Source organism: Pseudomonas sp. HAR-UPW-AIA-41, assembly GCF_002304225.1.
Classification (GTDB): domain Bacteria; phylum Pseudomonadota; class Gammaproteobacteria; order Pseudomonadales; family Pseudomonadaceae; genus Aquipseudomonas.
On record NZ_NSLB01000001.1, the window covers coordinates 659,942 to 681,948 of the forward strand.

Genomic DNA, 22,007 nt, shown 5'->3' on the forward strand with positions numbered 1-22,007 from the left:
TACTTGAACGGCAGGTGCTGATTAGTATGAACGTATCCCAGAGCGGCGATAGCCCTCACTACAATCATAATGAACCAGGGATATTGGCTGTGGACGATGTTCAGGATCCGGCTGTTGACAGCCTTTTGCGTTCCAAATTGACCCCTCCGCGGGTATCTGCCGATAACGTTCCCCGCCCGGGTTTGCAGCGGGTGCTGGCCGAACATGCCGATGCACGGCTGCTTTTGCTGTGCGCGCCTGCCGGTTTCGGCAAAACCACTGCGCTGGCCACTCTCGCTGAGCAGCGTCTACAGCAAGGCGATAAAACGGCGTGGTTGTTTCTCGCCGCTGAGGATGATGATCCGGCGCGCTTCTTCACGCATTTGATCGACAGTCTCGCACTGGCCCTGCCTGGGTTTGGTGAGCAGGCACTGGGCTATTTGCAGAACGTGATTCAGGTGCCGGTGGCGGCAGTTGTCGATTGTCTGCTGCTCGATTTGGCCAATCTTGATCAGCCGTTATTTCTGGTCCTGGATGATCTTCATCTGGTGCAGAACCGCGATATCCTGGGTGCCTTGACGCGTCTCGTGCAGCTGGCACCGGCGGGCTTCACTTTGGCGATCGGCAGTCGCAATCTGCCGTCGATGAGTCTTGCGACTCTGCGTGCCAAGGGGCAGTTGCTGGAAATCGGTCAGGATGAGTTACGTTTGTCTGCCGTCGAGGCACGGCATTATCTGGAGCGTAATGGTCTGAGCCTCGGCGAAGAGTCTTTCGCTCAGCTGTATGACCACACCGAAGGGTGGATGATCGGCCTCAACCTGGCCAGCCTGTGGTTGCGCAATCGACCGGAAGCGGCGGCCGAGGTGCGTGGTCTCAGTGGTGATCAGAGTGCCGTGGGCAACTATCTGCTTCGTGGGGTGTTCGAGCGATTGCCGGTTGATCTGCAGGAATCACTGTTGGCGCTGGGCGTGCCCAGCCAGCTGTGTGGCGATCTGGCCAGTACCCTGTGTGGTCGCCAGGATGGTCAGGCGCTTCTGGAACAATTGGAACAGCTGCAGCTGTTTCTGGTGCCGCTAGACCGTGAGCGTCAGTGGTATCGCTTTCATCATCTGTTCGCCGAGTTTCTCCGCCAGCGCCTGCGTGAGCGTGATCCGGAGCGACTCAAACAACTGCACTTCAATGCCTGTCTGTGGTTCGCCAACCACCGTATGCAGAACCTGGCGATCGAACATGCGGCTTTGGCCGAAGACCCGGAAATGCTGGCCGCGCTGGTTGACGGTTGTGGCCTTGAACTGATCAACCGCGGCCAGTTGAGTTCCATCTATCGCTGGCGCCTGAAGGTGCCAGACGAGATTGCCGAGCGTTATCCGATTCTGATTCTGGCCGACGTCTGGGATAAAGCTTCGACCTTGGCATTGCCCGAAGCCAATCGCATGCTTGATGAGCTGCTGGCGCGATGGGGTGATGGGAAAGCCGATGCGCTGAATAATGACAGCTATGTAGCAGCGCTTGCAGTAAAGGCCGTTATCTCGCTGCAGAAAGATGATCTTGAGCAGTGCGTGAACCTGGTGCGCCGGATTGAACCTCGGTTAGGGCATCAGTCTGCCTTTCTCGAGGTAGCCATGCTCGTCATCGGTGCGCTGGCTCACACCATGCTTGCGCAACCGGATCAGGCGCGACGCTTGTTAGGCTTGGCGCAGCAGCGCAATCACTTTCTCGAGGGACGCTACCTCGATATGCAGCTGTCCAATGTCGAGGTGATCCTGGCGCTGGAGCAGGGCAGTATCAAACAGGCTCGTGACCTCTGCGCCCAATTGCACGCCAAGGCTATGCCGAGCTTTGCTGGCTCGGCCAGTGCGCTGGCGTTGCCGGGAATCACTGAAGCGCTGATTGACTACCAGCAAGGGTGTTATTCCGGGCTCGATGAACGCCTGCAGCATGCTCTCAAGCATGTCGATGTGATCAACCCCATCGACATCTATGCGCAGGGCATGCTCGGCTTGGCGCGTGTGCAGCGTATGCAGATGCGGCCCAAGGATGCCCTCAATACTCTATTGACCATGCAGAATCTGGCTGCGCGCAATCAGTCCTGGCGTTTTTACGCGTTGGCCCTGGTGGATGAGATTGCTCTGATTCTGCAGGAGCCGGCTACTGATCGTCTCAAACGTGCCGAGCAGCGTCTAAAGAGTGTCGATTGGGACAAGCTCGCAGCGCAGTATCGCCAGCAGGGCTATAACCCCGTTCTCTGGTTGCAGGGACTGATCCGGGTACGACTGCAGCAGGCGCGTGGGCATTTCAGCGAGGCCCTGCACGAGATCACCCAATTGCGTGGCCAGCTCTTGCCCAATTGGCATGGGCTGCAGCGTCTGCGTCTCGATCTGCTGGCTGCATTGAGCTATCAGCGCTTGGGCTATCAGGAGCGTGCCTACAGCCTGCTTGTGCAATGCCTGGTTGGGGCTGAGCGCGAAGGTGTGCGCAGTCTGTTTGTCGAAGAGGGTGAAGCCATTCGCCAGTTGCTACAGCAGTTGGAAGCAGCCGAGCGTCAGCCAGCGCTGCAGGGTTTTATCCGCAGTCTGTTGGCAATCTGGCCGGGAGAGGCCGCTAGCAAGGCTCAAGATGTACTTGAGGAAGGATTGACCGAGCGTGAGCGTGAGGTGGTGTGGCTGGCAGCGCGTGGCCACTCCAATGAGGAGATAGGCCAACAGTTGAACTTGGCCCTCGGCACGGTGAAATGGCACCTGCACAACATCTACGAGAAGCTCAAAGTGCGTAATCGGACGCAAGCGATCCGGCGTGCACGCGAACTGGGACTGCTTGAATAATGACTGCGAAGATCCTCGCGAAAAAACGCCTGCCCCTGCTGCCAACCAAACTTTACCCGCCGGAGCTTGGTGGGCGCCCGATGCTGATCAGAGGAGCATTGATCGATCGCCTGTTCGAGCAGCGAGACAAGCTCTTGCTGATCCTCAGTGCTCCTGCCGGATTCGGCAAAAGCACAGTGCTTTATCAGTTTGGTCAGCGCCTGCAGCAGGCCGGTGCCCGTCTGGCTTGGTTGTCCTGCGATGAGGCCGACAGCGAGCCGCAGCGTCTGTTGCTGTATCTCATTGGAGCCATTGAGCGTGTAGTGCCGGGCTTTGGCGAGCAGGTCAGTAACCTCTTGCACAGCGAAATCACGTTGCCTCTCGAGGCACTGGTCGATGCTTTCCATGCCGATTTGCAGAAGGTCGAAGGCGAGCTGTATGTAGCTCTCGATGACTTTCATCGCATTCGCCATCCCGGCCTCGTCAGCGGTGCGCGTTATCTGGTGGAGCGTCTGCCAAAAAATATCCACCTCATTGCCTGCACCCGTTTCAAGCCGCGCTTTTTGTATGACGAGCCGTGGGCATTCTGGCTTAAGGCTGACGATTTGCGTCTGAGTCTTGCCGAAACCCGCGCCTATCTACTGGATGTGCGCCAGCAGGAGCTGTCCGAAGCTGATGTTGAGTTGCTATATCGGCGCACCGAGGGTTGGATAACTGCGTTGCACCTGGCGGTGCTCGCGCTGCAGCGGCATAGCGATCGTGCGGCGTTTCTGGCGGATCTCAGTGGCACCGAACGAAATATCGCCGATTACCTTGCCGAGGATGTTGTCGACAGCCTGTCTGACGACCTGCAACGCTTTCTTGAGCAAACCTCAATACTTGATGAGTTCAACGCCGAGCTGTGTAACGCCCTGACGGGTGAGCGCGACGGTCAGGACTTTCTGGAACGCTTGCAGAGTGATCAGTTGTTTCTGATCGCCCTGGATGATCATGGCGAGTGGTTCCGCTATCACCATCTGTTTGCTGAGTTTCTTCAGAGTCGCCTGAACAAACGTGGTGATGCAGGGCGCCTGCTGCATGCGGCTGCACGCTGGTGTGAAGGCCATGATCTGGCCGATCGGGCGATTCGTTATGCGCTGCGGGCACGTGATTACAGCTTTGCTGCCGAGTTGCTTGAGCGTCAGGGTGCTCGTTTGGTCGCTGGTAACCGGGTTTACGCGATTCTGGCCATGCTCAAGTCTGTGCCAGCCGAGGTGATTCGCGATCATGTGGTGTTTCAGATTTTCTATGCATGGCAGTTGGCTTTCGAGCAACGCTTTGCCGAAGCCGAGGCGCTGATCGAGGAGCTTAGTGGTCGTTTGCTACAGGGGCGTGGTAAGACCATGCACTATGGCATGACCGAGCTGCTAGCTGTCACTCAGGTCCTTAAGGCGTTGGTCCTGCTCTATCAGGACAAGCTTGAGGCATGCCTGAAAATTGCCCGTCAGTGGTTGGCTATGGTGCCGGAAAACCAGCCGGTTTTCCGTGCCAGCTTGAGCTGTGTGCAGGCAGCAGCATATGCCTTGCTCGGCGAGTTTGGTGAGGCGAGCAAGGCGATTAGCGTGGCTCGCACCTGCTTGCGGTTGGCGGATAGCGAATACCTGAATGTGGTAACCAGTCTGATCGAGGCGCTGATCTGCAAGGAGTGTGGCGAGCTGGAGAAGGGACGTTCGATTTCAGAGGCAGCTCGGGCGCGGGTGGAGCGGGTGTTTGGCCGGCGGAGTCGGGTCGGCGGGCCGCTATCTCTAGCCTATGCAGATCTGCTCTACGAGCAGGATCGCCATGCCGCAATCCTCACGGAGTTGCCACGCGCGACCACATGGCGTGATGTCGCGACGCCAGTCGAGCTGGTCAGTCGTGGTCAGCTGGTTATGGCGCGTGGACGTTTCTTCGCCGGTGAGGCTGAGCAGGCCCTGGAACAGTTGGACGAGTGGATCACCGGCCTGCATGGGCCTGGTTATGAGCGTGTCTATGCCCATGCTATCGCCTGCAAGGTGCAGTTTCTGTTGTGGCTGCGAAAGCCCAATGAGGCTGAGCGCAGCTGCCTGCAGTTGGAGCGTCATCTGGCGATTTTGCCAGAGGGGCGCTATCCCGATGCGCATGTTTCTCTGGCTTTGGCGCAGGCGCATCTGGCGCTCAGTGAGCGTCGTGCTGATAAAGCACAGGTTCAGTTGGAACAATGTTTGGCAAAACAAACGGCAGAACACCAGCGAGATAGGCGCTTGCGTCTCTCGCTGTTACTTTCAGTGGCAAGCTGGCGCAAGGGTAACAGCGACAAGGCATTCGCTCTGTTCCAGTCCGTTCTGGAAGAAGCCTGGGCGCGTGGTTACCGTCGGCTGTTTCTTGATGAAGCACTGTGGTTGCTGCCGTTGTGGGAGGCTTGGAGCCAGGCTGAACCGCTGCAGGCTCAGTGCTGGAGTGGTCTGGCTGAAGGTCTGCGCGAGCAATGCCGGCGCCTGGCTGTTGATCCTGAGGCCTTTGAGGAAAATCAGGACATCAGTCACCGTGAGCGGGAGATTCTCCGGTTTGTCGCGGCAGGGCTGTCCAATCGTGATATTGCCCAGGCGGTTCACCTGTCCGAGGCCACCATCAAATGGCATCTGCATAACCTGTTTGCCAAGCTCGGCGTGCGCAGTCGCACCCAGGCGGTACTCAAAGGCAAGAGCATGGGGTTACTCAGCGAGGCCTGAAGCGGGTGTTTGGAAAAATGCCCGGCAATTCGCCATCCCTTGGATGGGCTGGCAGGTGGGGGGGAGGAAAGTAGTTTGTGTCCCAGGACGAGAGGCAACCCGCCTCACGGAACCAGGCTCGACCGACCAGGGAAAACCGGTCGGGTGTGGTGATCGGCGAAAGTCGGTCCTGCTGATGCTGACAGGCCGTCAGCATGAGTAACCGGGGAAACCCCACCTGCGAACTTTGGAGACATAAAATAATGAAAAGCTTCAAACAACTGGCTCTGGCTGCTGCTGTTCTGTCTACCTCCTTCATGGCTCAGGCTCAGATGAAGTCCATGGAAGACGCCGCTCTCTCCGACGTAACCGGTCAGGCTGGTATCAGCATCTCCGGTAACTTCAATCAGACCATCGGCTCGGTCACCTACACAGACACCGACACTGGCGGCGGCTCCATTCGCATGGAAACCATCGCGCTGACTGGTTTCAACATTTCTGACGCTAACCCGGTCATGATCGACGTAGTGAACAACGGTTCGGTTGATCAGATCCAGATCACCATGCCGACCATCACTGGTGGCATGAGCATCGGCGCGATCAAGGTAGGTGGTGCTTCTGCTGCCAGCATTGGCTCGCTGGCCATCAACGACCTCAATATGGCCGGTACCACCATCAAGATCTGGGGTCACTAATCCCTGATTTAGGCTGTACCCAGAAGGCCTTATCGGCGTAAGCCGATAAGGCCTTTTTCTGAGTGATGTAGGGGCGACGCATGCTGGAGATTCTGCTGGGTAGTCTGATCGGGGTCTTTGGTTTTACCCAGGCTGTCGATACCAAGCCGCAACCGGAAGGCGCGGTGCATATCAGTCAGCCGCTGACCAATACCTCTGCCACAGTCAACCGTGAGCGAGTTCAGTTGGAACCGCTCAGTCAGTTGCAGTTTCGCAATGTGGTTCGTCAGGCCTACGACTACAGCTGTGGCTCCGCCGCGCTGACCACCATGCTGGATTACTACCTGGGGCGAAATCTTGAAGAGCGCCAGGTCATGGAAGGACTGTTGCGCTTTGGCGAGGCAGACAAGATCGTGGAGCGTCGGGGGTTTTCGCTGCTCGATATGAAGCGTTTTGTCGCGGCGTTGGGTTACAAGAGTGGCGGTTTCAAAGCGGAGTTCAATGACCTGGAGGGGCTTGAGCATCCGGCAATCGTGCCTATCCACTATGGCGGCTTCAAACACTTCGTGGTGGTGCGTGATGTGTATGATGGCCATGTGTTCATCGCCGATCCCTCACTGGGCAATATCAGTTTTACCCAGACGAGGTTCGAAGAAGTTTGGGATCAGAACGTCCTGTTCGTGATCTATCCGTCAGGTCAGGGGCCACAGAATGCACTGGCCCTGTCCGAGCGGGATCTGCGGATCATTGATGACCGCACTGTGAGTCTGCTGGCTTTTAGAGAGTTTCCACAGATCACCAAGTTCAGCGAGAACCAGGCCACTGAGCTCGGTTCGGGCGGAAACATTCACTACATTCGCCGAAAATAATCGACCCGGCATAACAATAAAGAACTGGGGATACGCGTAATGGACGTTAGGGGGATGGCCGTCGCCGGCCTGCTGCTGCTGTCAGTGCACTCTGCTTGGGCCGATGAGGGTTCGGTAGACCAGGCGCGCGAGGCGCTGAGCAAGAAAGATGACGACGCCGACAGCGCCAAGGCTCTGGAAGAGGTTTTCCAGGCTGCCGAGCAGAGCTATACCCTGCTGAAAAAAGGCGAGCGCACCCTGACCTACGGTGTGGACTACTCGCTGGTGCGCGACACCATGATCGAGACGGTTAAAGTCGGTAATAATGATTACAGCGTGATCGGTCAGAGCGAGGCCCAGCACACCTTCACCAACTCCTTCACCTTCGACTATGGCGTCTGGGATAACCTGACCTTCAGCGTGCGTCTGCCGCTGGTGGCCAAGTTCGATACCGAGCGCGATATCAATGCCTACAGCCTGGGTGATGTATCCGCCAGTCTTCGTTATCAGCCATGGGCTTCGGTTCGTGGCAAGCCGGTTGTCACCTTCTATACGACGCTGGGGTTGCCTACGGGTGACGGCCCCTATGACGTCAAACCGGGCGAGGATCTTTCTACCGGTAGCGGGATATACAGCCTGGGCTTTGGTAGCAACGTGTCTTACGTGCTGGACCCTGTGGTGCTGTTCGGCTCGCTGGGCTACACCATCAACTTTGCTGATACCGATATCGATCAGGTGCGGGGTGGCCGTCGCCTGACAGCTGTCACTCCGGGCGACACCATTTCCGGCAGCATGGGTTTTGCCTATGCCCTTTCTTACGACGTCTCTTTGTCGGCCTCCTATCAAATGGCCTATACGCTGGCAGACGAGTACGAGTTTGACGGTCAGAAGCTGGAAGGCACCGAGCAGACCAGTTCGATCATGAACTTTTCGCTGGGTCTGCGCACAGCGCCCGATCACATCATCAACGTCAACGCAGGCTTCGGTATGACCGAGGACTCACCGGACGTGCTCCTGGGCGTTTCCATGCCATTGGATATCAAGGGCCTCAAGGCCGAATAACTCGCGCGGGTTCAGCATGAATGATTTCGTACTGCCTCTGGCGCGTTTGTGTGCCGGGTTGGCGCTGCTCATGGCCGGTGTGGCGCAAGCGCAACTGGCCAACAATCTGACGATCGGAAATCCCAAGGCCATGGCGCTGGCAAACGCCGTTACGGCGGACTCCACCGGTGTTGATGCGGTTCACTACAACCCGGCAGCACTGACCAAACTCAAAGGACGGCAGACCACGGTCAAGTTCCTGACGGGCGTCATGGATATCCGAGCCGAATTTGATGCTCCACAGGGTTATAACCATTTTGGATTTAGTGATGATGATGTAAAAAACAGCAGCAGTCGCACTCTGACGCCTGCTATGTACTTGCCGGGCCTGGGGGGGATGACCGAAGTTCCCATGCTGTTTGCGCCGCTGGCAGGGCTGTCGATCAATCCGCCAGGTTCCAAGCTGACTTTTGCCACCAATGTTTATGCGCCGATGGCGCTGGGCTATTCGAGGGACGACGACAGCGATCCTGCTCGATATCAGGGGCGTGAGGTAGCGCTGCAGCGCATCACCTACTTCTCTCCGTCCCTCGGTTATCAGATGAATGACGAGCTGGCTTTGGGCTTGTCCATTGGTTTCTCGCATCAGGCCATGGCGCTCAATCAGGATTTTCGTAACCCCAGCATGCTGACGGGGCTGGTCAGGGCGCTGACGAATGCGACCTGTGTGGGCAATGCTCCTATTCTTGCTCCTTTCATTAATCTTTGTGGCGGTAATTTTGGTCCTTTTACCAATCTGGCCAATCTCGATCTTGATCTGCAGCAGAGTCTTTCCCCCACCTTCAATCTGGGGGTGCAGTGGGAGCCGACTGACTGGTTTGCCTGGGGGGCGACCTATCAGAGTGAGGCGCGGATGAAGCTGACCGGAAAATACCGGGTGGATTACACGTCTGACTGGACCGGATTCTGGAAGGATTTCAATCAGGCCTTTGTCGGGCAGATTGGCAATCTGATTTTCGGCATTCCTCAGGGAACTCAGGATGAGGAAACCGGGAATGCCTCGCTGACCCTGACCTATCCGGACAGCTTCGCCACGGGTATCAAGGTTCGACCCTTTGATCGTTGGCAGATTAACGCAGATGTGCGGTGGGTAGATTACAGCGATTGGGACCAGTTTGAGATCAAGTTTGATCGTGAGCTGGATATGTTGCGTATCGCTCAAATGTTTAGTCCCAAATATGCAACTTCTTCGTCGCTCATTCTGGATCGGGGATATGAGGACACTATCAGTTGGGCGCTAGGCGTTCAGTACGATCTCAATGAGCGGGTTCAGTTGCGTGCCGGCTATGAGTGGCGACCCTCGGCCATTCCTAAAGATAAGGCTGATGTGCTGGCTCCGATTGGCGATGCCCATCTCTATGGACTTGGCGTGGGCTATCGCTGGGACAAGGACACGCAGATTGATCTCGGCTTCAACTACTTCGTGACCAAAACCAGTGTGCCGGCCGATACCAGCTGCAACCTCAATTGCACGGGAATCGACAATGTCGTGTACAACCCTTATGCAGGTTTGGACGTAGAAACCTCAGTACATGCTTATGTAATGGCCCTGACCTACCAAACGGTGTTCTGACGTGCGTGGCAGCTCTTTCTTGCTTTTACCCTTGCTACTTACGGCTGCAAATGTGCAGGCGGCTGCAGGGCGTTATCTGACCTGGGTCGATGAGCAGGGGCGGGTGCACAACACCTTCGTCGACGGACGTTATGCCGAGCAGCAGCGCCAGGCGGAGAGGCGTATCAGCCTGAGTGACGAGGCTCGCCAACTGGATGAGCAGAACGCGCGTTGGCCCGGCAGCAAGGCATCGGGCGAGAGCAAGCGTCGTTATTTCACCTGGGTCGATGGCAGCGGCAACCTGCAGAACAGCTTCTATGCCAACAATGCGGTAGGCGGGCAGGGGCGCGACTATCTGCTGCCCAATGGCGAGCGCAGCGGTGAATACATTGATGCCGATGTACTGGAAGGCAAGGGTTTCCGGCGCAGCGAGAATGGTGACTCCTACTACACCTGGGTCGACGAGCAGGGGCGTATGCACAACTCGAAGGTCCCTACTGGCGATCCGGTATCGCGCGCTTCGGCTCAGGGTGGCGCAATCAAGTACACCGAAGGGCGTCAGATCGAATTCAAGCAGGCTGTCGCCAATCTGCCTGGTCTGGATGGTCAGCCAACCGAGGCCATGCGTGCCTTGCTGGGCGGTACTCCGGAAGAGCAGGAGGGGCTGTATGCCGAGCTGGTTGATAAATGCTGTGGGCAGATGCTGGATGATGACTTCAGCGAGCTGAGTGCTGACGAGCCGCGTTACGAGGAGATCAATAACTTCTCTCCTAGTTTCGATTTCCCCATGGGCCGCAGCTACTACGCGGCAGTGAAGTTGCCCAGCTCCTATCGTACCTATGGATTGCGTGTGCGCAGTTTCGCCAATCAGAAGGTGGTCTATCCCTCACTGCTGTTCCTTGATGAGGCCAAGCGCCCGACGCGTTTGGTCAGCGATGCGGTGTATCAACTGCATGGCGAAACCTGGTATCGCTATGCATTCATCGAGGGGACTGTACCTGTTGAGGCCGACAAGGGTGAGCGTTACGTGCTGCTGCTAAGCACCGATGAAGACCGCAGCCTCAAGACGCTGGATAACAAGCCCTTCAAGCGTCCCCTTCAGGATTTGGCGGTGAATGAGGCCGGCATGCAGGTGCATGAGCATGCCGAGCAGGGCTCATTCGAGCTGGCTGTGGTGCGCTGATCACCGCGCAATAAAAAGCCCGGATCAACCGGGCTTTTTTGTTTCTGGCTGAGCGCTTCAGACTTCGCTTGCCAGCACGTGACCGAAGGCCTGCTGGGAGAAACGAACGCGTTCTTCCGGGGTTTCCTGAATGCCTTTCTTCTGCATCTCGGCGATATGGGCTTCGATGGCATTGGTCCGCAGGGCCAGGCCGCAGTCGTTGGCGATCTGGATATTCAGGCCGGGGCGGGCATTGAGTTCGAGGATCAGCGGTCCCTTATCCTGATCCAGCACCATGTCCACGCCGATATAGCCGAGGCCGCAGAGCTCGTAGCAGCCTGCCGCCAGCTTCATGAAGCCATCCCAGTTGGGCAGCTGTACGCCGTCCACGGCATTGGCCGTGTCCGGGTGTTTGCTGATCTTGTTGTTCAGCCAGGTGCCCTTGAGGGTGATGCCGGTAGCCAGGTCCACACCGACGCCGATGGCGCCCTGATGCAGGTTGGCCTTGCCGTTGGACTGGCGGGTGGGCAGGCGCAGCATGGCCATCACGGGATAGCCCATCAGCACGATGATGCGAATGTCCGGCACGCCTTCATAGCTGATGCTCTTGAAGATCGGGTCCGGCTTGACGCGGTACTCGATCAGCGCACGGTCACGGTGACCGCCCAGGGAATAGAGACCGGTGAGGATGCTCGACAGCTGGTACTCGATTTCGTCGTGACTGACGATCTTGCCCGATACGGTCTTGTAGCGGCCCTCGAAGCGATCGGCGATTACCAGAATGCCGTCACCGCCGGCGCCCTGCGCCGGCTTGATGACGAAGTCGTTGTGCTCGCCGATGATCGAGTCGAGTTTCTCGATCTCCTTCTCGGTGGAGATCACGCCATACATTTCAGGCACATGGATGCCGGCTTCGATGGCGCGCTGCTTGGTGATGATCTTGTCATCGACAATGGGATACAGGTGACGCTTGTTGTACTTCAGCACGAAGTCCGCGTTGCGTCGGTTGATGCCCATGATGCCTTTGGCATTCAGGTCCTTCCAGCGTTTCCAGAGACCGATCATGGCTCAATCCTTCAGGAAGGCTTTGAAACGGAACAGTTCGGTCAGGCGGTAGCCGCGGTAGCGACCCATCGCCAGCATAAAACCCACCAGGATCAGCAGTACCGCCGGGAAGGTGAAGACGAAGTAGGTCAGCTCCGGAATGCTCATCAGGGCGTGCGCCAGCGAGGCGGCAATGATGGTGCCCACGGCCACTTTGAAGGCATGGCTGCCGCCACGCTCTTCCCAGGTGATCGACAGCCGCTCGATGGTCATGGTCAGAATCACCATCGGGAACAGTGCCACCGACAGACCGCGCTCCAGGCCCAGTTTGTGACTGAACAGGCTGATGACGGCGATCAGGACCACTACGAAGGTCAGTACCACCGACAGGCGCGGCAGCATCTGTAACTTGAGGTGCTCAAGGTAGGAGCGCAGCGACAGACCGAGGGCAGTGATCAGGGTGAACAGGGCGATACCGAAGCCCAGCTGGGTTTCGCGGAAGGCCAGGGCGATCAGCACCGGGGTGAAGGTGCCGAGAGTCTGCAGGCCGCCGAGGTTGCGCAGGATCAGGATCACCAGCACGCCGATCGGGATCATGATCATGATCTGATAGGTCTGCTGGGTCTGCAGCGGCAGGCCGTACAGCGAGTACTCGAGGAAGCCGGCGCTGGTGTTGGCGTCCGACAGTTTGGCCAGGTGGATGGCGTTCATTTCGCTGTTGTTCAGGCTGAACGTAACCTGGGCTTTCTTGCCACCATCCAGATTGACCAGCGGCTCGTCGCCGGTCCACCAGATCAGGCGGTCATTGGGCAGGCCCTGCTCGCCGGTTTCCGGGTTGAAGTACAGCCAGTTCTCGCCATTGAAGGTGCGCAGCCACAGTTCCGGGCTCTGCTGCTCGCTGGCAAGGCGTACGGTATGCACGCGCTGCAGCGGGACGTGGGCGATGGACAGCAGCAGGTCGGCGACCTTGGCCTTGTTGCTGACCGAGTTGTCGCCGCCGAGCAGAAGTTTGACGTTGTCGTCCTTCTCGTTGTTGACCCGCTTGATGGTCTCGCTGACGAAGGTTTCGATGTCGGCCGAGTGCTGGCGGATGGGTGCCAGCAGGGCTTCGGCGGCAATCTTCTCAGCGCCTTCAACCGGCAGGCTGTCACGGAAGATCGGGCCTTTCTCCTTGGGCTTTTCGCCGCTGTAGCGCTTGGTCAGTACCAAGCGGTAGTACAGGGTCTGCTTGCCACTGGCGCGGCGGGCCGACCAGGTCACCTTGCGGTTGCCATCGGCACGGTTGACGCTCACGCCATAGTTGTTGGAGATGAAGCTCTCGTTAAGGCTCACATAGTCCTGATTCAGCGGCGGAACGAACATCTGCATTTTGACCGGAACACTGGGCGAGGCCTGGAACTCGACCTTGGCGTCGATATTCCACAGATCGTCGGTCTCATCTTCGGTCACCGGAATGCCGAGGATGAAGATCTGGTAGGCCGTAATCAGTACACCCAGGCTCACCAGCAGGGTGATGAGAACTTTCAGATGCAGATTCAGAGAGCGCATGTAGGTTACTCAGCAGCAAGAGCTTCAGACGTGCAGCGCGGCTTGCCGGCTGCGTATTTCACACTGGGGTCAATCAGAGCTCCAAAGCGCTTGAGCGCCTCGGAGCCAATCAGCAACGGGTACTGGAAGGCACTGCGGTCAGTCAGATTGACCTCGATATTGCGCAGGGTCGTACCCATGCACAGTTCGAGCTCGATCACCGGGCGTGCCGTGTAGGTCTTGCCTTCCTCAGGATCGAAGTCACCGGCGCGACGCTTGATCTTGCTGATGCGTGCCAGGGGGCGCTCGATCGGGTGTTCGTGGGCGTCATCAATGGCCAGGTAGAACCGCACCCAGGTCTCGCCATTGCGTTTGAACCGCTCGATGTCACGGGCACTCAGCGAGGCGGTCTTCGCGCCGGTATCAAGCTTGGCTGCAACTTGCAGGTCCATGCCTTGCAGGCGCGCATATTCGTTCAGGCCATACACGGTCTTTTCCACGGCGAGCGCGGTGCCCGAGAGGAAAGTCAGCAGGGTGGCGAGAAGGGCTAGGCGGGTCATAAGGTCCGGATGGCTGCGGGGCGAGCGAATGACTATCGAGTCTAGCAGCTGAGTGGGCGCTGCCGACCGGATGTTATTTGGCGGCATTCTAACACGCGCTTTTTCAGTGGCGACAGGTGCTTAGCGCACGATCTGAAGCCTTGTCCGAGCTTCGGGTGCTGTTCCGCTTGTCGCTGGATTGTCGACAATCGAATAAAAATGTTTGACATGCACGGCTCTGGATTGCTGATAATTGCCTGAATTAAAGCGATGGTGTCGACAATATGTCCGAGCAAGCGCTGCCCATTCTGGATGACACGGAAACCCTCTCCGAGCAGGTGTTCCGGACTATTCAGGCAGCTATTGTCAAAGGCGAGATCGCGCCCGGCAGCAAGATTTCCGAGCCGGAGCTGGCGCGCACCTATGGCATCAGTCGCGGGCCGCTGCGTGAGGCCATTCACCGCCTGGAAGGGCAGAAGCTGCTGGTGCGCATTCCCCACGTCGGGGCCCGGGTGGTGTCCCTGTCGCACGCTGAGCTGATCGAGCTGTATGAGATCCGTGAGTCGCTGGAGGGAATGGCCTGTCGTCTGGCGGCCGAGCGCATGACTCAGACCGAAATTGATGATCTGCGCCGGGTGCTTGATCTGCACGAGCAGGATGCCGCCTTCAAGGCCGGAGTCGGTTACTACCAGCAGGAGGGCGATTTCGACTTCCACTACCGGATCATTCAGGGCAGCGGCAATCAGACCCTCAGCCGCATGCTCTGTGGTGAGCTGTACCAGCTGGTGCGCATGTACCGCCTGCAGTTTTCCGCCACGCCCAACCGGCCACGTCAGGCCTTTGCCGAGCATCACCGCATTCTCGATGCCATCGCCGAGCGCGATGGCGAGCTGGCCGAACTGCTGATGCGCCGGCATATCGCAGCCTCCAAACGCAATATCGAACGCCACTACCAGGCCGCTCAGGCCCGTGGCGCCGCCGTCAAACCGTCGAAGTCCCGAGGTGAGTCATGAGTCAAGCAACTCCCGGCCAGCGTTTCCGCGCGGCGATCGCTGCCGAGCAGCCACTGCAGATCATCGGTGCCATCAATGCCAACCATGCGCTGCTGGCCAAACGTGCCGGCTTCAGGGCCATTTATCTGTCCGGTGGTGGCGTGGCGGCGGGTTCGCTCGGTCTGCCGGATCTGGGCATCAATACACTGGATGATGTGCTCACCGACGTACGCCGTATCACCGATGTGTGCGACCTGCCGCTGCTGGTGGACATCGACACCGGTTTCGGCCCCAGCGCCTTCAACATCGAGCGCACCATCAAAAGCCTGATCAAGGCTGGTGCCGCTGCCGCGCATATCGAGGATCAGGTCGGCGCCAAGCGTTGCGGTCATCGTCCGGGCAAGGAAATCGTCTCCTGCGAGGAGATGGTGGACCGCGTGCGTGCCGCCGCCGATGCCAAGACCGATCCGGATTTCTTCCTGATCGCCCGCACCGACGCCATCCAGGCCGAGGGTGTGGACGCGGCTATCGAACGCTGTCAGGCCTACGTCGAGGCTGGTGCCGACGGCATCTTCGCTGAGGCTGCCTACGACCTGCCGACCTACAAGCGCTTTGTCGATGCGCTGAAGGTACCGGTGCTGGCCAACATCACCGAATTCGGCGCCACGCCGCTGTTCACCCGCGACGAGCTGGCCTCGGTCGGCGTCGCTATGCAGCTTTATCCGCTGTCGGCCTTCCGTGCCGCCAACAAGGCCGCCGAGGCGGTCTACACCTCTATTCGCCAGAACGGCCACCAGAAGGATGTCATCGACCTGATGCAGACCCGCATGGAGCTGTACGACCGCATCGGCTACCACGCCTTCGAGCAGAAGCTCGACGCGCTGTTTGCCCAGAAAAAGAACTGACCAGACCACTTGCCTGAAGAGGACCGATAACCATGGCTGAAGCAAAAGTATTGGGTGGCGCCGGCCTGCGTGGCCAGGTGGCCGGGCAGACCGAACTGTGCACCGTGGGCAAGACCGGTGCCGGTCTGACTTACCGTGGCTACGATGTGCGTGAGCTGGCGGAAAAATGCTGCTTCGAGGAAGTGGCCTACCTGCTGCTGTACGGCGCTCTGCCGAACAAGAGCCAGCTGTCTGCCTACAAGGAAAAGCTGCAGGGCCTGCGTGGATTGCCGGTTGAGCTGAAGGAAGTGCTGGAGCGCATTCCGGCCGATGCCCATCCGATGGACGTGATGCGTACCGGTGCTTCTATGCTCGGCACTCTGGAGCCTGAGCTGTCTTTCGAGCAGCAGCGCGACGTGGCCGACCGTCTGCTCGCCGTGTTCCCGGCGATCATGTGCTACTGGTACCGCTACAGCCATGACGGCGTGCGTATCGACACCATCACCGACGAGGAAGGCATTGCCGGTCATTTCCTCCACCTGCTGCACAGCAAGCGTCCGAGCGAGCTGCATGTGCGCGTGATGAATGTCTCGCTGATCCTCTACGCCGAGCACGAGTTCAACGCTTCGACCTTCACCGCCCGCGTCTGCGCCTCGACCCTGTCGGATCTGTACTCCTGTGTGACCGGCGCCATCGGCTCGCTGCGCGGCCCGCTGCATGGCGGTGCCAACGAGGCGGCCATGGAGCTGATCGAGCGTTTCAGCAGCCCCGAAGAGGCGGTCACCGAGCTGCTGGCGATGCTGGCGCGCAAGGACAAGATCATGGGCTTCGGTCATGCGATCTACAAGGAAAGCGACCCGCGCAATGAAGTGATCAAGCAGTGGTCCAAGCGCCTGGCCGAAGAAGTGGGCGACAGCGTGCTGTTCCCGGTTTCCGTGGCCATCGACGAGACCATGTGGGCGCAGAAGAAACTGTTCCCCAACGCCGACTTTTACCATGCCTCGGCCTACCACTTCATGGGCATCCCGACCAAGCTGTTTACCCCGATCTTCGTCTGCTCGCGCACCAGCGGCTGGACCGCGCACGTGTTCGAACAGCGGGCCAACAACCGCATCATTCGCCCGAGTGCCGACTACATCGGCGTCGAGCAGCGTGCCGTGCCGGCCCTGGATCAGCGCTGAGCAAGATGGGGCGCCCACTGCCGGGCGCCCTGACTGCCGCCTTCCTTATTCGAATGAGTCTTACCGTGATGAACACCGCCTACCGCAAAGCCCTGCCGGGCACCGTGCTGGACTATTACGACACCCGTGCCGCCGTTGATGCCATCGCGCCGGGCGCCTACGCCAAGCTGCCGTACACCTCCCGTGTCCTGGCCGAGCAGCTGGTGCGCCGCTGCGAGCCGGAGCTGCTGACCGACTCGCTCAAGCAGCTGATCGAGCGCAAGCGTGACCTCGACTTCCCATGGTACCCGGCCCGTGTGGTCTGCCACGACATCCTCGGTCAGACCGCGCTGGTCGACCTCGCCGGCCTGCGTGATGCGATTGCCGAGAAGGGCGGTGATCCGTCCAAAGTCAACCCGGTGGTGCCGACCCAGCTGATCGTCGACCACTCGCTGGCTGTCGAGTTCGGCGGCTTCGATCCGGATGCGTTCGAGAAGAACCGTGCCGTCGAGGAGCGTCGCAACGAGGACCGTTTCCACTTTATCGAGTGGACCAAGACCGCGTTCAAGAACGTCGACGTGATCCCGGCCGGCAACGGCATCATGCACCAGATCAACCTGGAGAAAATGAGCCCAGTGATCCAGGCGCGCGGCGGCGTGGCCTTCCCGGATACCTGCGTCGGTACCGACTCGCACACCCCGCACGTCGATGCCCTGGGCGTGATCGCGATTGGCGTGGGCGGCCTGGAAGCGGAAACCGTGATGCTCGGTCTGCCGTCGATGATGCGCCTGCCCGATATCGTCGGCGTCAAGCTGACCGGCAAGCGTCAGCCCGGCATCACCGCCACCGACATCGTGCTGGCCCTGACCGAGTTCCTGCGCAAGGAGCGCGTGGTCGGCGCCTATGTCGAGTTCTTCGGCGAGGGTGCGGACAGCCTGTCGATCGGCGACCGCGCCACCATTTCCAACATGTGCCCGGAATACGGTGCCACCGCGGCGATGTTCTACATCGACCAGCAGACCATCGACTACCTCAAGCTGACCGGTCGTGAGCCTGAGCAGGTGGCGCTGGTCGAGAACTACGCCAAGCTCACCGGCCTGTGGGCCGACGCGCTGGTCACGGCCGAGTACGAGCGCGTGCTCGAATTCGACCTGAGCACCGTGGTGCGCAACATGGCCGGCCCGAGCAACCCGCACAAGCGCCTGCCGACCTCGGCGCTGCACGAGCGCGGCATTGCCGACGAGGCCAAGCTGGCCGCGGCCAAGGCCGAGGAGGCCGAAGGCCTGCTGCCGGATGGTGCGGTGATCATTGCCGCCATCACCAGCTGCACCAACACCTCCAACCCGCGCAACGTGGTGGCCGCAGGTCTGTTGGCGAAGAAGGCCAACGCGCTGGGCCTGGTGCGCAAGCCCTGGGTCAAGACCTCGTTCGCTCCGGGCTCGAAAGTCGCCAAGCTGTATCTGGAAGAAGCGGGCCTGCTGACCGAGCTGGAAAAGCTCGGCTTTGGCATCGTCGCTTACGCTTGCACCACCTGTAACGGCATGTCCGGTGCGCTGGACCCGGTGATCCAGCAGGAAATCATCGACCGCGACCTGTATGCCACCGCCGTGCTCTCCGGCAACCGTAACTTCGACGGCCGTATCCACCCCTACGCCAAGCAGGCCTTCCTGGCTTCGCCGCCGCTGGTGGTCGCCTACGCCATCGCCGGTACCGTGCGCTTCGACATCGAGCAGGACGTGCTGGGCCATGACGCCAGCGGCAAGCCGATCACCCTGAAGGACCTGTGGCCGAGCGACGAGGAGATCGACGCCATTGTTGCGGCCTCGGTGAAGCCTGAGCAGTTCAAGCAGATCTACATCCCGATGTTCGACCTCGGCACCGTGCAGGAAGCCGAAAGCCCGCTGTACGACTGGCGCCCGCAGTCCACCTACATCCGCCGTCCGCCGTACTGGGAAGGCGCGCTGGCCGGCGAGCGCACGCTCAAGGGCATGCTGCCGCTGGCGATCCTGCCGGACAACATCACCACCGACCACCTGTCGCCATCCAACGCCATCCTGCTGGACTCGGCTGCCGGTGAGTACCTGGCGAAAATGGGCCTGCCGGAGGAGGACTTCAACTCCTACGCCACCCACCGCGGTGATCACCTGACTGCCCAGCGCGCCACCTTCGCCAACCCGCAGCTGGTCAACGAAATGGCCGTGGTCGACGGTGTGGTGAAGAAGGGTTCGCTGGCCCGCGTCGAGCCGGAAGGCAAGGTGATGCGCATGTGGGAAGCCATCGAAACCTACATGAACCGCAAGCAGAACCTGATCATCGTCGCCGGCGCCGACTACGGCCAGGGCAGCTCGCGCGACTGGGCTGCCAAGGGCGTGCGCCTTGCCGGCGTGGAAGTGATCGTCGCCGAGGGCTTCGAGCGCATCCACCGCACCAACCTGGTGGGCATGGGCGTGCTGCCGGTCGAGTTCAAGCCGGGCACCACTCGTCTGACTCTGGCACTGGATGGCTCCGAGACCTACGACATCGAAGGCGAAGTCTCGCCGCGCTGCGACCTGACCCTGGTGGTCAATCGCCGCAATGGTGAAGTGGTCAGGGTGCCGGTGACCTGCCGCCTGGACACCGCAGCTGAAGTGCACGTGTACACGGCCGGTGGTGTCCTGCAGCGCTTCGCCCAGGACTTCCTCGAGTCGTCCGCCGGCTAACTCCTTCTCCCTTTGGGAGAGGGCTGGGTGAGGGAGGCGGTCTCCCTCATCCGCCCTTCGGGCCGCTTCTCCCTTGGGGAGAAGGGGACCCCAGCCTCTAGCCCGGATGTAATCCGGGGTGACCTGTTTCCCGGATTGCATCCGGGCTACTTCCATCAAGCCAGGACCTCATCATGGCTCACGTACCCCAGATCAAGATTCCCGCCACCTACATGCGTGGCGGTACCAGCAAGGGCGTGTTCTTCCGTCTGCAGGATTTGCCGGCGAGCTGTCAGGTGCCGGGCGAGGCCCGTGACCGCCTGTTCATGCGAGTGATCGGCAGTCCCGATCCCTATGCGGCGCATATCGACGGCATGGGCGGCGCGACGTCCTCGACCTCCAAGTGCGTGATTTTGTCGAAAAGCAGTCAGCCGGAGCATGACGTCGACTACCTCTACGGTCAGGTTTCGATCGACAAGGCCTTCGTCGACTGGAGCGGCAACTGCGGCAACCTCTCCACCGCCGCCGGCGCCTTTGCCATTCATGCCGGGCTGGTCGATCCGGCGCGCATTCCGGACAACGGCGTGTGCGTGGTGCGTATCTGGCAGGCCAATATCCAGAAAACCATCATCGCTCATGTGCCGGTGAGCAGTGGTCAGGTGCAGGAAACCGGCGACTTCGAGCTGGATGGCGTGACCTTCCCGGCGGCGGAGATCGTGCTGGAGTTCCTTGATCCGTCCGATGATGGCGAGGAGGGGAGTTCGATGTTCCCTACCGGCAACCTGGTCGATGACCTGGAAGTGCCGGGCGTCGGCACCTTCAAGGCGACCATGATCAGCGCCGGCATCCCCACCGTGTTCGTCAATGCCGAGGATATCGGCTACCAGGGCACCGAACTGCGCGAGGCCATCAATGGCGATCCGGCGCAACTGGCGCGCTTCGAGCAGATCCGCGTGGCCGGTGCTCTGCTCATGGGCCTGATCAAAACGCCCGAAGAGGCTCTGACCCGGCAGCACACACCGAAGATCGCCTTCGTCAGTCCGCCCAAGTCCTACCAGGCCTCCAGCGGCAAGCAGATCGAGGCGGGCGAAGTGGACCTGCTGGTGCGCGCGCTGTCCATGGGCAAGCTGCATCACGCCATGATGGGCACCTGCGCGGTGGCTATCGGCACGGCGGCGGCTGTTCCGGGCACATTGGTCAATCTGGCAGCGGGCGGTAGCGAGCGCGAAGCAGTACGCTTCGGTCATCCGTCCGGCACCCTGCGGGTCGGTGCGCAGGCTGAGCTGGTCGATGGGCAGTGGGTGGTGACCAAGGCCATCATGTCGCGTTCGGCACGCATCCTGATGGAAGGCTGGGTGCGGGTGCCGGGTGATGCGTTCTGATGCATGAAAAAGCCCGGCACTGGTCCGGGCTTTTTGTGGGGTAATGCCGGTTTTACTTGAGCCGGCGTTCCACGCCTTTTTCCACCAGGATCTTGGCGGAGATTTCCTCCACCGAGAAATGGGTGGAGTTGATGTGCGGAATGTTCTCGCGGCGGAACAGGTTTTCCACCTCGCGGACTTCGAACTCGCACTGGGCAAAGCTGGAATAGCGGCTGTTGGGTTTGCGTTCGTGACGAATGGCCGTCAGGCGGTCTGGGTCGATGGTCAGGCCGAACAGTTTGTGTTTGTGCTGTTTGAGGGCGGCGGGGAGCTGCAGGCGCTCCATGTCTTCCTCGGTCAACGGGTAGTTGGCGGCGCGGATGCCGTACTGCATGGCCATGTACAGGCAGGTGGGTGTCTTGCCGCAGCGCGAGACGCCGACCAGGATCAGATCGGCCTTGTCGTAGTGGTGGGTGCGGCCGCCGTCGTCGTTGTCGAGGGCGAAGTTCACCGCCTCGATGCGCTCCATATAGTTGGAGTTGGCGCTGATCGAGTGTGACTTGCCTACCGAGTAGGAAGAGCCGGCGGTCAGCTCCTGCTCCAGAGGGGCAAGGAAGGTGGAGAAAATGTCGATCATAAAGCCGTTGGACTCGGCCAGCACCTCGCGAATATCGCGATTGACGATGGTGTCGAAGATGATCGGGCGGGCGCCGTCTGCCTCGGCAGCTGCATTGATTTGCTGTACCATCACCCGGGCTTTTTCCACGGTGTCGATGTACGGTCGTGTCAGCTTGCTGAAGGCAATGGTTTCGAATTGTGCGAGCAGGCTTTGACCGAGGGTTTCGGCAGTGATGCCGGTGCCGTCGGAGATGAAAAAGGCAGTTCGTTTCATAGCGCTGCAGGCCTTAAGGTAGTCTCGGATCTTGGCTAAGATGGCCGCACGATCGGGCCTTGCCGGGCGTCATTGTGACGCATTTGTCTGCAGCTTTGCCAGAAT

General features: G+C 59.7%; 16 protein-coding genes. 12 read left to right on the forward strand and 4 right to left on the reverse strand.

All coding sequences use genetic code 11. The features are described from left to right. Positions 1-89: 89 nt before the first annotated feature. The 7 genes from CK486_RS03050 to CK486_RS03080 all read left to right on the forward strand — a co-directional run bounded on the left by CK486_RS03050 (position 90) and on the right by CK486_RS03080 (position 10,846). Positions 90-2,801 carry a LuxR C-terminal-related transcriptional regulator gene (locus tag CK486_RS03050; protein ID WP_256574346.1) on the forward strand — a complete coding sequence of 904 codons (2,712 nt, stop codon included), beginning with the start codon at positions 90-92 and terminating at the stop codon, positions 2,799-2,801. Next, positions 2,801-5,509, forward strand: coding sequence for a LuxR C-terminal-related transcriptional regulator (locus tag CK486_RS03055; RefSeq protein WP_095938797.1), 2,709 nt, complete (start codon positions 2,801-2,803; stop codon positions 5,507-5,509). Before CK486_RS03050 ends, CK486_RS03055 begins: the two co-directional genes overlap by 1 nt. A gap of 242 nt (positions 5,510-5,751) precedes the next feature. Next, on the forward strand, positions 5,752-6,183 hold the full coding sequence (locus CK486_RS03060; RefSeq protein WP_095938798.1) for a DUF6160 family protein: 432 nt from the start codon (positions 5,752-5,754) through the stop codon (positions 6,181-6,183). Positions 6,184-6,263: 80 nt separating this feature from the next. Continuing rightward, a complete protein-coding gene (locus tag CK486_RS03065; protein ID WP_095938799.1) occupies positions 6,264-7,031 on the forward strand; it encodes a C39 family peptidase in 768 nt (255 codons plus the stop codon). Between the two features lie 39 nt (positions 7,032-7,070). Further along, positions 7,071-8,072, forward strand: a complete 1,002-nt coding sequence (locus CK486_RS03070; RefSeq protein ID WP_095938800.1) for a transporter — start codon at positions 7,071-7,073, stop codon at positions 8,070-8,072. A gap of 16 nt (positions 8,073-8,088) precedes the next feature. Continuing rightward, a complete protein-coding gene (locus CK486_RS03075) occupies positions 8,089-9,684 on the forward strand; it encodes an outer membrane protein transport protein (RefSeq protein WP_095938801.1) in 1,596 nt (531 codons plus the stop codon). Position 9,685: 1 nt separating this feature from the next. Further along, complete coding sequence (locus tag CK486_RS03080) at positions 9,686-10,846, forward strand: MalM family protein (RefSeq protein WP_095938802.1); 1,161 nt, start codon at positions 9,686-9,688, stop codon at positions 10,844-10,846. A gap of 57 nt (positions 10,847-10,903) precedes the next feature. Here CK486_RS03080 and CK486_RS03085 read toward each other — a convergent pair whose 3' ends face one another. The 3 genes from CK486_RS03085 to CK486_RS03095 are packed head-to-tail and all read right to left on the reverse strand — an operon-like array spanning position 10,904 to position 13,956. Continuing rightward, complete coding sequence (locus CK486_RS03085; RefSeq protein ID WP_176481641.1) at positions 10,904-11,887, reverse strand: alpha-L-glutamate ligase-like protein; 984 nt, start codon at positions 11,885-11,887, stop codon at positions 10,904-10,906. A 6-nt stretch (positions 11,888-11,893) separates the two neighbouring features. Continuing rightward, a complete protein-coding gene (locus CK486_RS03090) occupies positions 11,894-13,417 on the reverse strand; it encodes an inactive transglutaminase family protein (protein WP_095938804.1) in 1,524 nt (507 codons plus the stop codon). A 5-nt stretch (positions 13,418-13,422) separates the two neighbouring features. After that, complete coding sequence (locus CK486_RS03095; protein ID WP_095938805.1) at positions 13,423-13,956, reverse strand: ATP-dependent zinc protease; 534 nt, start codon at positions 13,954-13,956, stop codon at positions 13,423-13,425. A 263-nt stretch (positions 13,957-14,219) separates the two neighbouring features. On the opposite strand from CK486_RS03095, the gene CK486_RS03100 reads away from it, so the two are divergent. From CK486_RS03100 to prpF, 5 genes are all read left to right on the forward strand, one after another. Continuing rightward, positions 14,220-14,948, forward strand: coding sequence for a GntR family transcriptional regulator (locus CK486_RS03100; protein WP_095938806.1), 729 nt, complete (start codon positions 14,220-14,222; stop codon positions 14,946-14,948). Then, positions 14,945-15,832: a methylisocitrate lyase gene (gene prpB / locus CK486_RS03105; RefSeq protein WP_095938807.1), complete on the forward strand. Its 888-nt coding sequence runs from the start codon at positions 14,945-14,947 to the stop codon at positions 15,830-15,832. The genes CK486_RS03100 and prpB overlap by 4 nt, the downstream gene beginning before the upstream one ends. Positions 15,833-15,864: 32 nt before the next feature. After that, complete coding sequence (gene prpC / locus CK486_RS03110; RefSeq protein WP_095938808.1) at positions 15,865-16,992, forward strand: 2-methylcitrate synthase; 1,128 nt, start codon at positions 15,865-15,867, stop codon at positions 16,990-16,992. 68 nt (positions 16,993-17,060) lie between these two features. After that, positions 17,061-19,670 (forward strand): Fe/S-dependent 2-methylisocitrate dehydratase AcnD, encoded by a 2,610-nt coding sequence (gene acnD, locus CK486_RS03115; protein ID WP_095938809.1) that lies wholly within the window; start codon positions 17,061-17,063, stop codon positions 19,668-19,670. Between the two features lie 173 nt (positions 19,671-19,843). Then, positions 19,844-21,031, forward strand: a complete 1,188-nt coding sequence (gene prpF, locus CK486_RS03120) for a 2-methylaconitate cis-trans isomerase PrpF (protein WP_095938810.1) — start codon at positions 19,844-19,846, stop codon at positions 21,029-21,031. 52 nt (positions 21,032-21,083) lie between these two features. On the opposite strand, the gene CK486_RS03125 is transcribed toward prpF, so the two are convergent. Next, positions 21,084-21,902, reverse strand: coding sequence for a pyruvate, water dikinase regulatory protein (locus CK486_RS03125; RefSeq protein ID WP_095938811.1), 819 nt, complete (start codon positions 21,900-21,902; stop codon positions 21,084-21,086). Positions 21,903-22,007: the final 105 nt, after the last annotated feature.

Excerpts from the sequence above, each read along its gene's own strand:
- CK486_RS03055 (WP_095938797.1), top strand. The coding sequence starts at position 2,801 with ATGACTGCGAAGATCCTCGCGAAAAAACGCCTGCCCCTGCTGCCAACC.
- CK486_RS03060 (WP_095938798.1), top strand. The coding sequence starts at position 5,752 with ATGAAAAGCTTCAAACAACTGGCTCTGGCTGCTGCTGTTCTGTCTACC.
- CK486_RS03065 (WP_095938799.1), top strand. The coding sequence starts at position 6,264 with ATGCTGGAGATTCTGCTGGGTAGTCTGATCGGGGTCTTTGGTTTTACC.
- CK486_RS03070 (WP_095938800.1), top strand. The coding sequence starts at position 7,071 with ATGGACGTTAGGGGGATGGCCGTCGCCGGCCTGCTGCTGCTGTCAGTG.
- CK486_RS03075 (WP_095938801.1), top strand. The coding sequence starts at position 8,089 with ATGAATGATTTCGTACTGCCTCTGGCGCGTTTGTGTGCCGGGTTGGCG.
- CK486_RS03090 (WP_095938804.1), bottom strand. The coding sequence starts at position 13,417 with ATGCGCTCTCTGAATCTGCATCTGAAAGTTCTCATCACCCTGCTGGTG.
- CK486_RS03095 (WP_095938805.1), bottom strand. The coding sequence starts at position 13,956 with ATGACCCGCCTAGCCCTTCTCGCCACCCTGCTGACTTTCCTCTCGGGC.
- CK486_RS03100 (WP_095938806.1), top strand. The coding sequence starts at position 14,220 with ATGTCCGAGCAAGCGCTGCCCATTCTGGATGACACGGAAACCCTCTCC.
- prpB (WP_095938807.1), top strand. The coding sequence starts at position 14,945 with ATGAGTCAAGCAACTCCCGGCCAGCGTTTCCGCGCGGCGATCGCTGCC.
- prpC (WP_095938808.1), top strand. The coding sequence starts at position 15,865 with ATGGCTGAAGCAAAAGTATTGGGTGGCGCCGGCCTGCGTGGCCAGGTG.
- acnD (WP_095938809.1), top strand. The coding sequence starts at position 17,061 with ATGAACACCGCCTACCGCAAAGCCCTGCCGGGCACCGTGCTGGACTAT.
- prpF (WP_095938810.1), top strand. The coding sequence starts at position 19,844 with ATGGCTCACGTACCCCAGATCAAGATTCCCGCCACCTACATGCGTGGC.
- CK486_RS03125 (WP_095938811.1), bottom strand. The coding sequence starts at position 21,902 with ATGAAACGAACTGCCTTTTTCATCTCCGACGGCACCGGCATCACTGCC.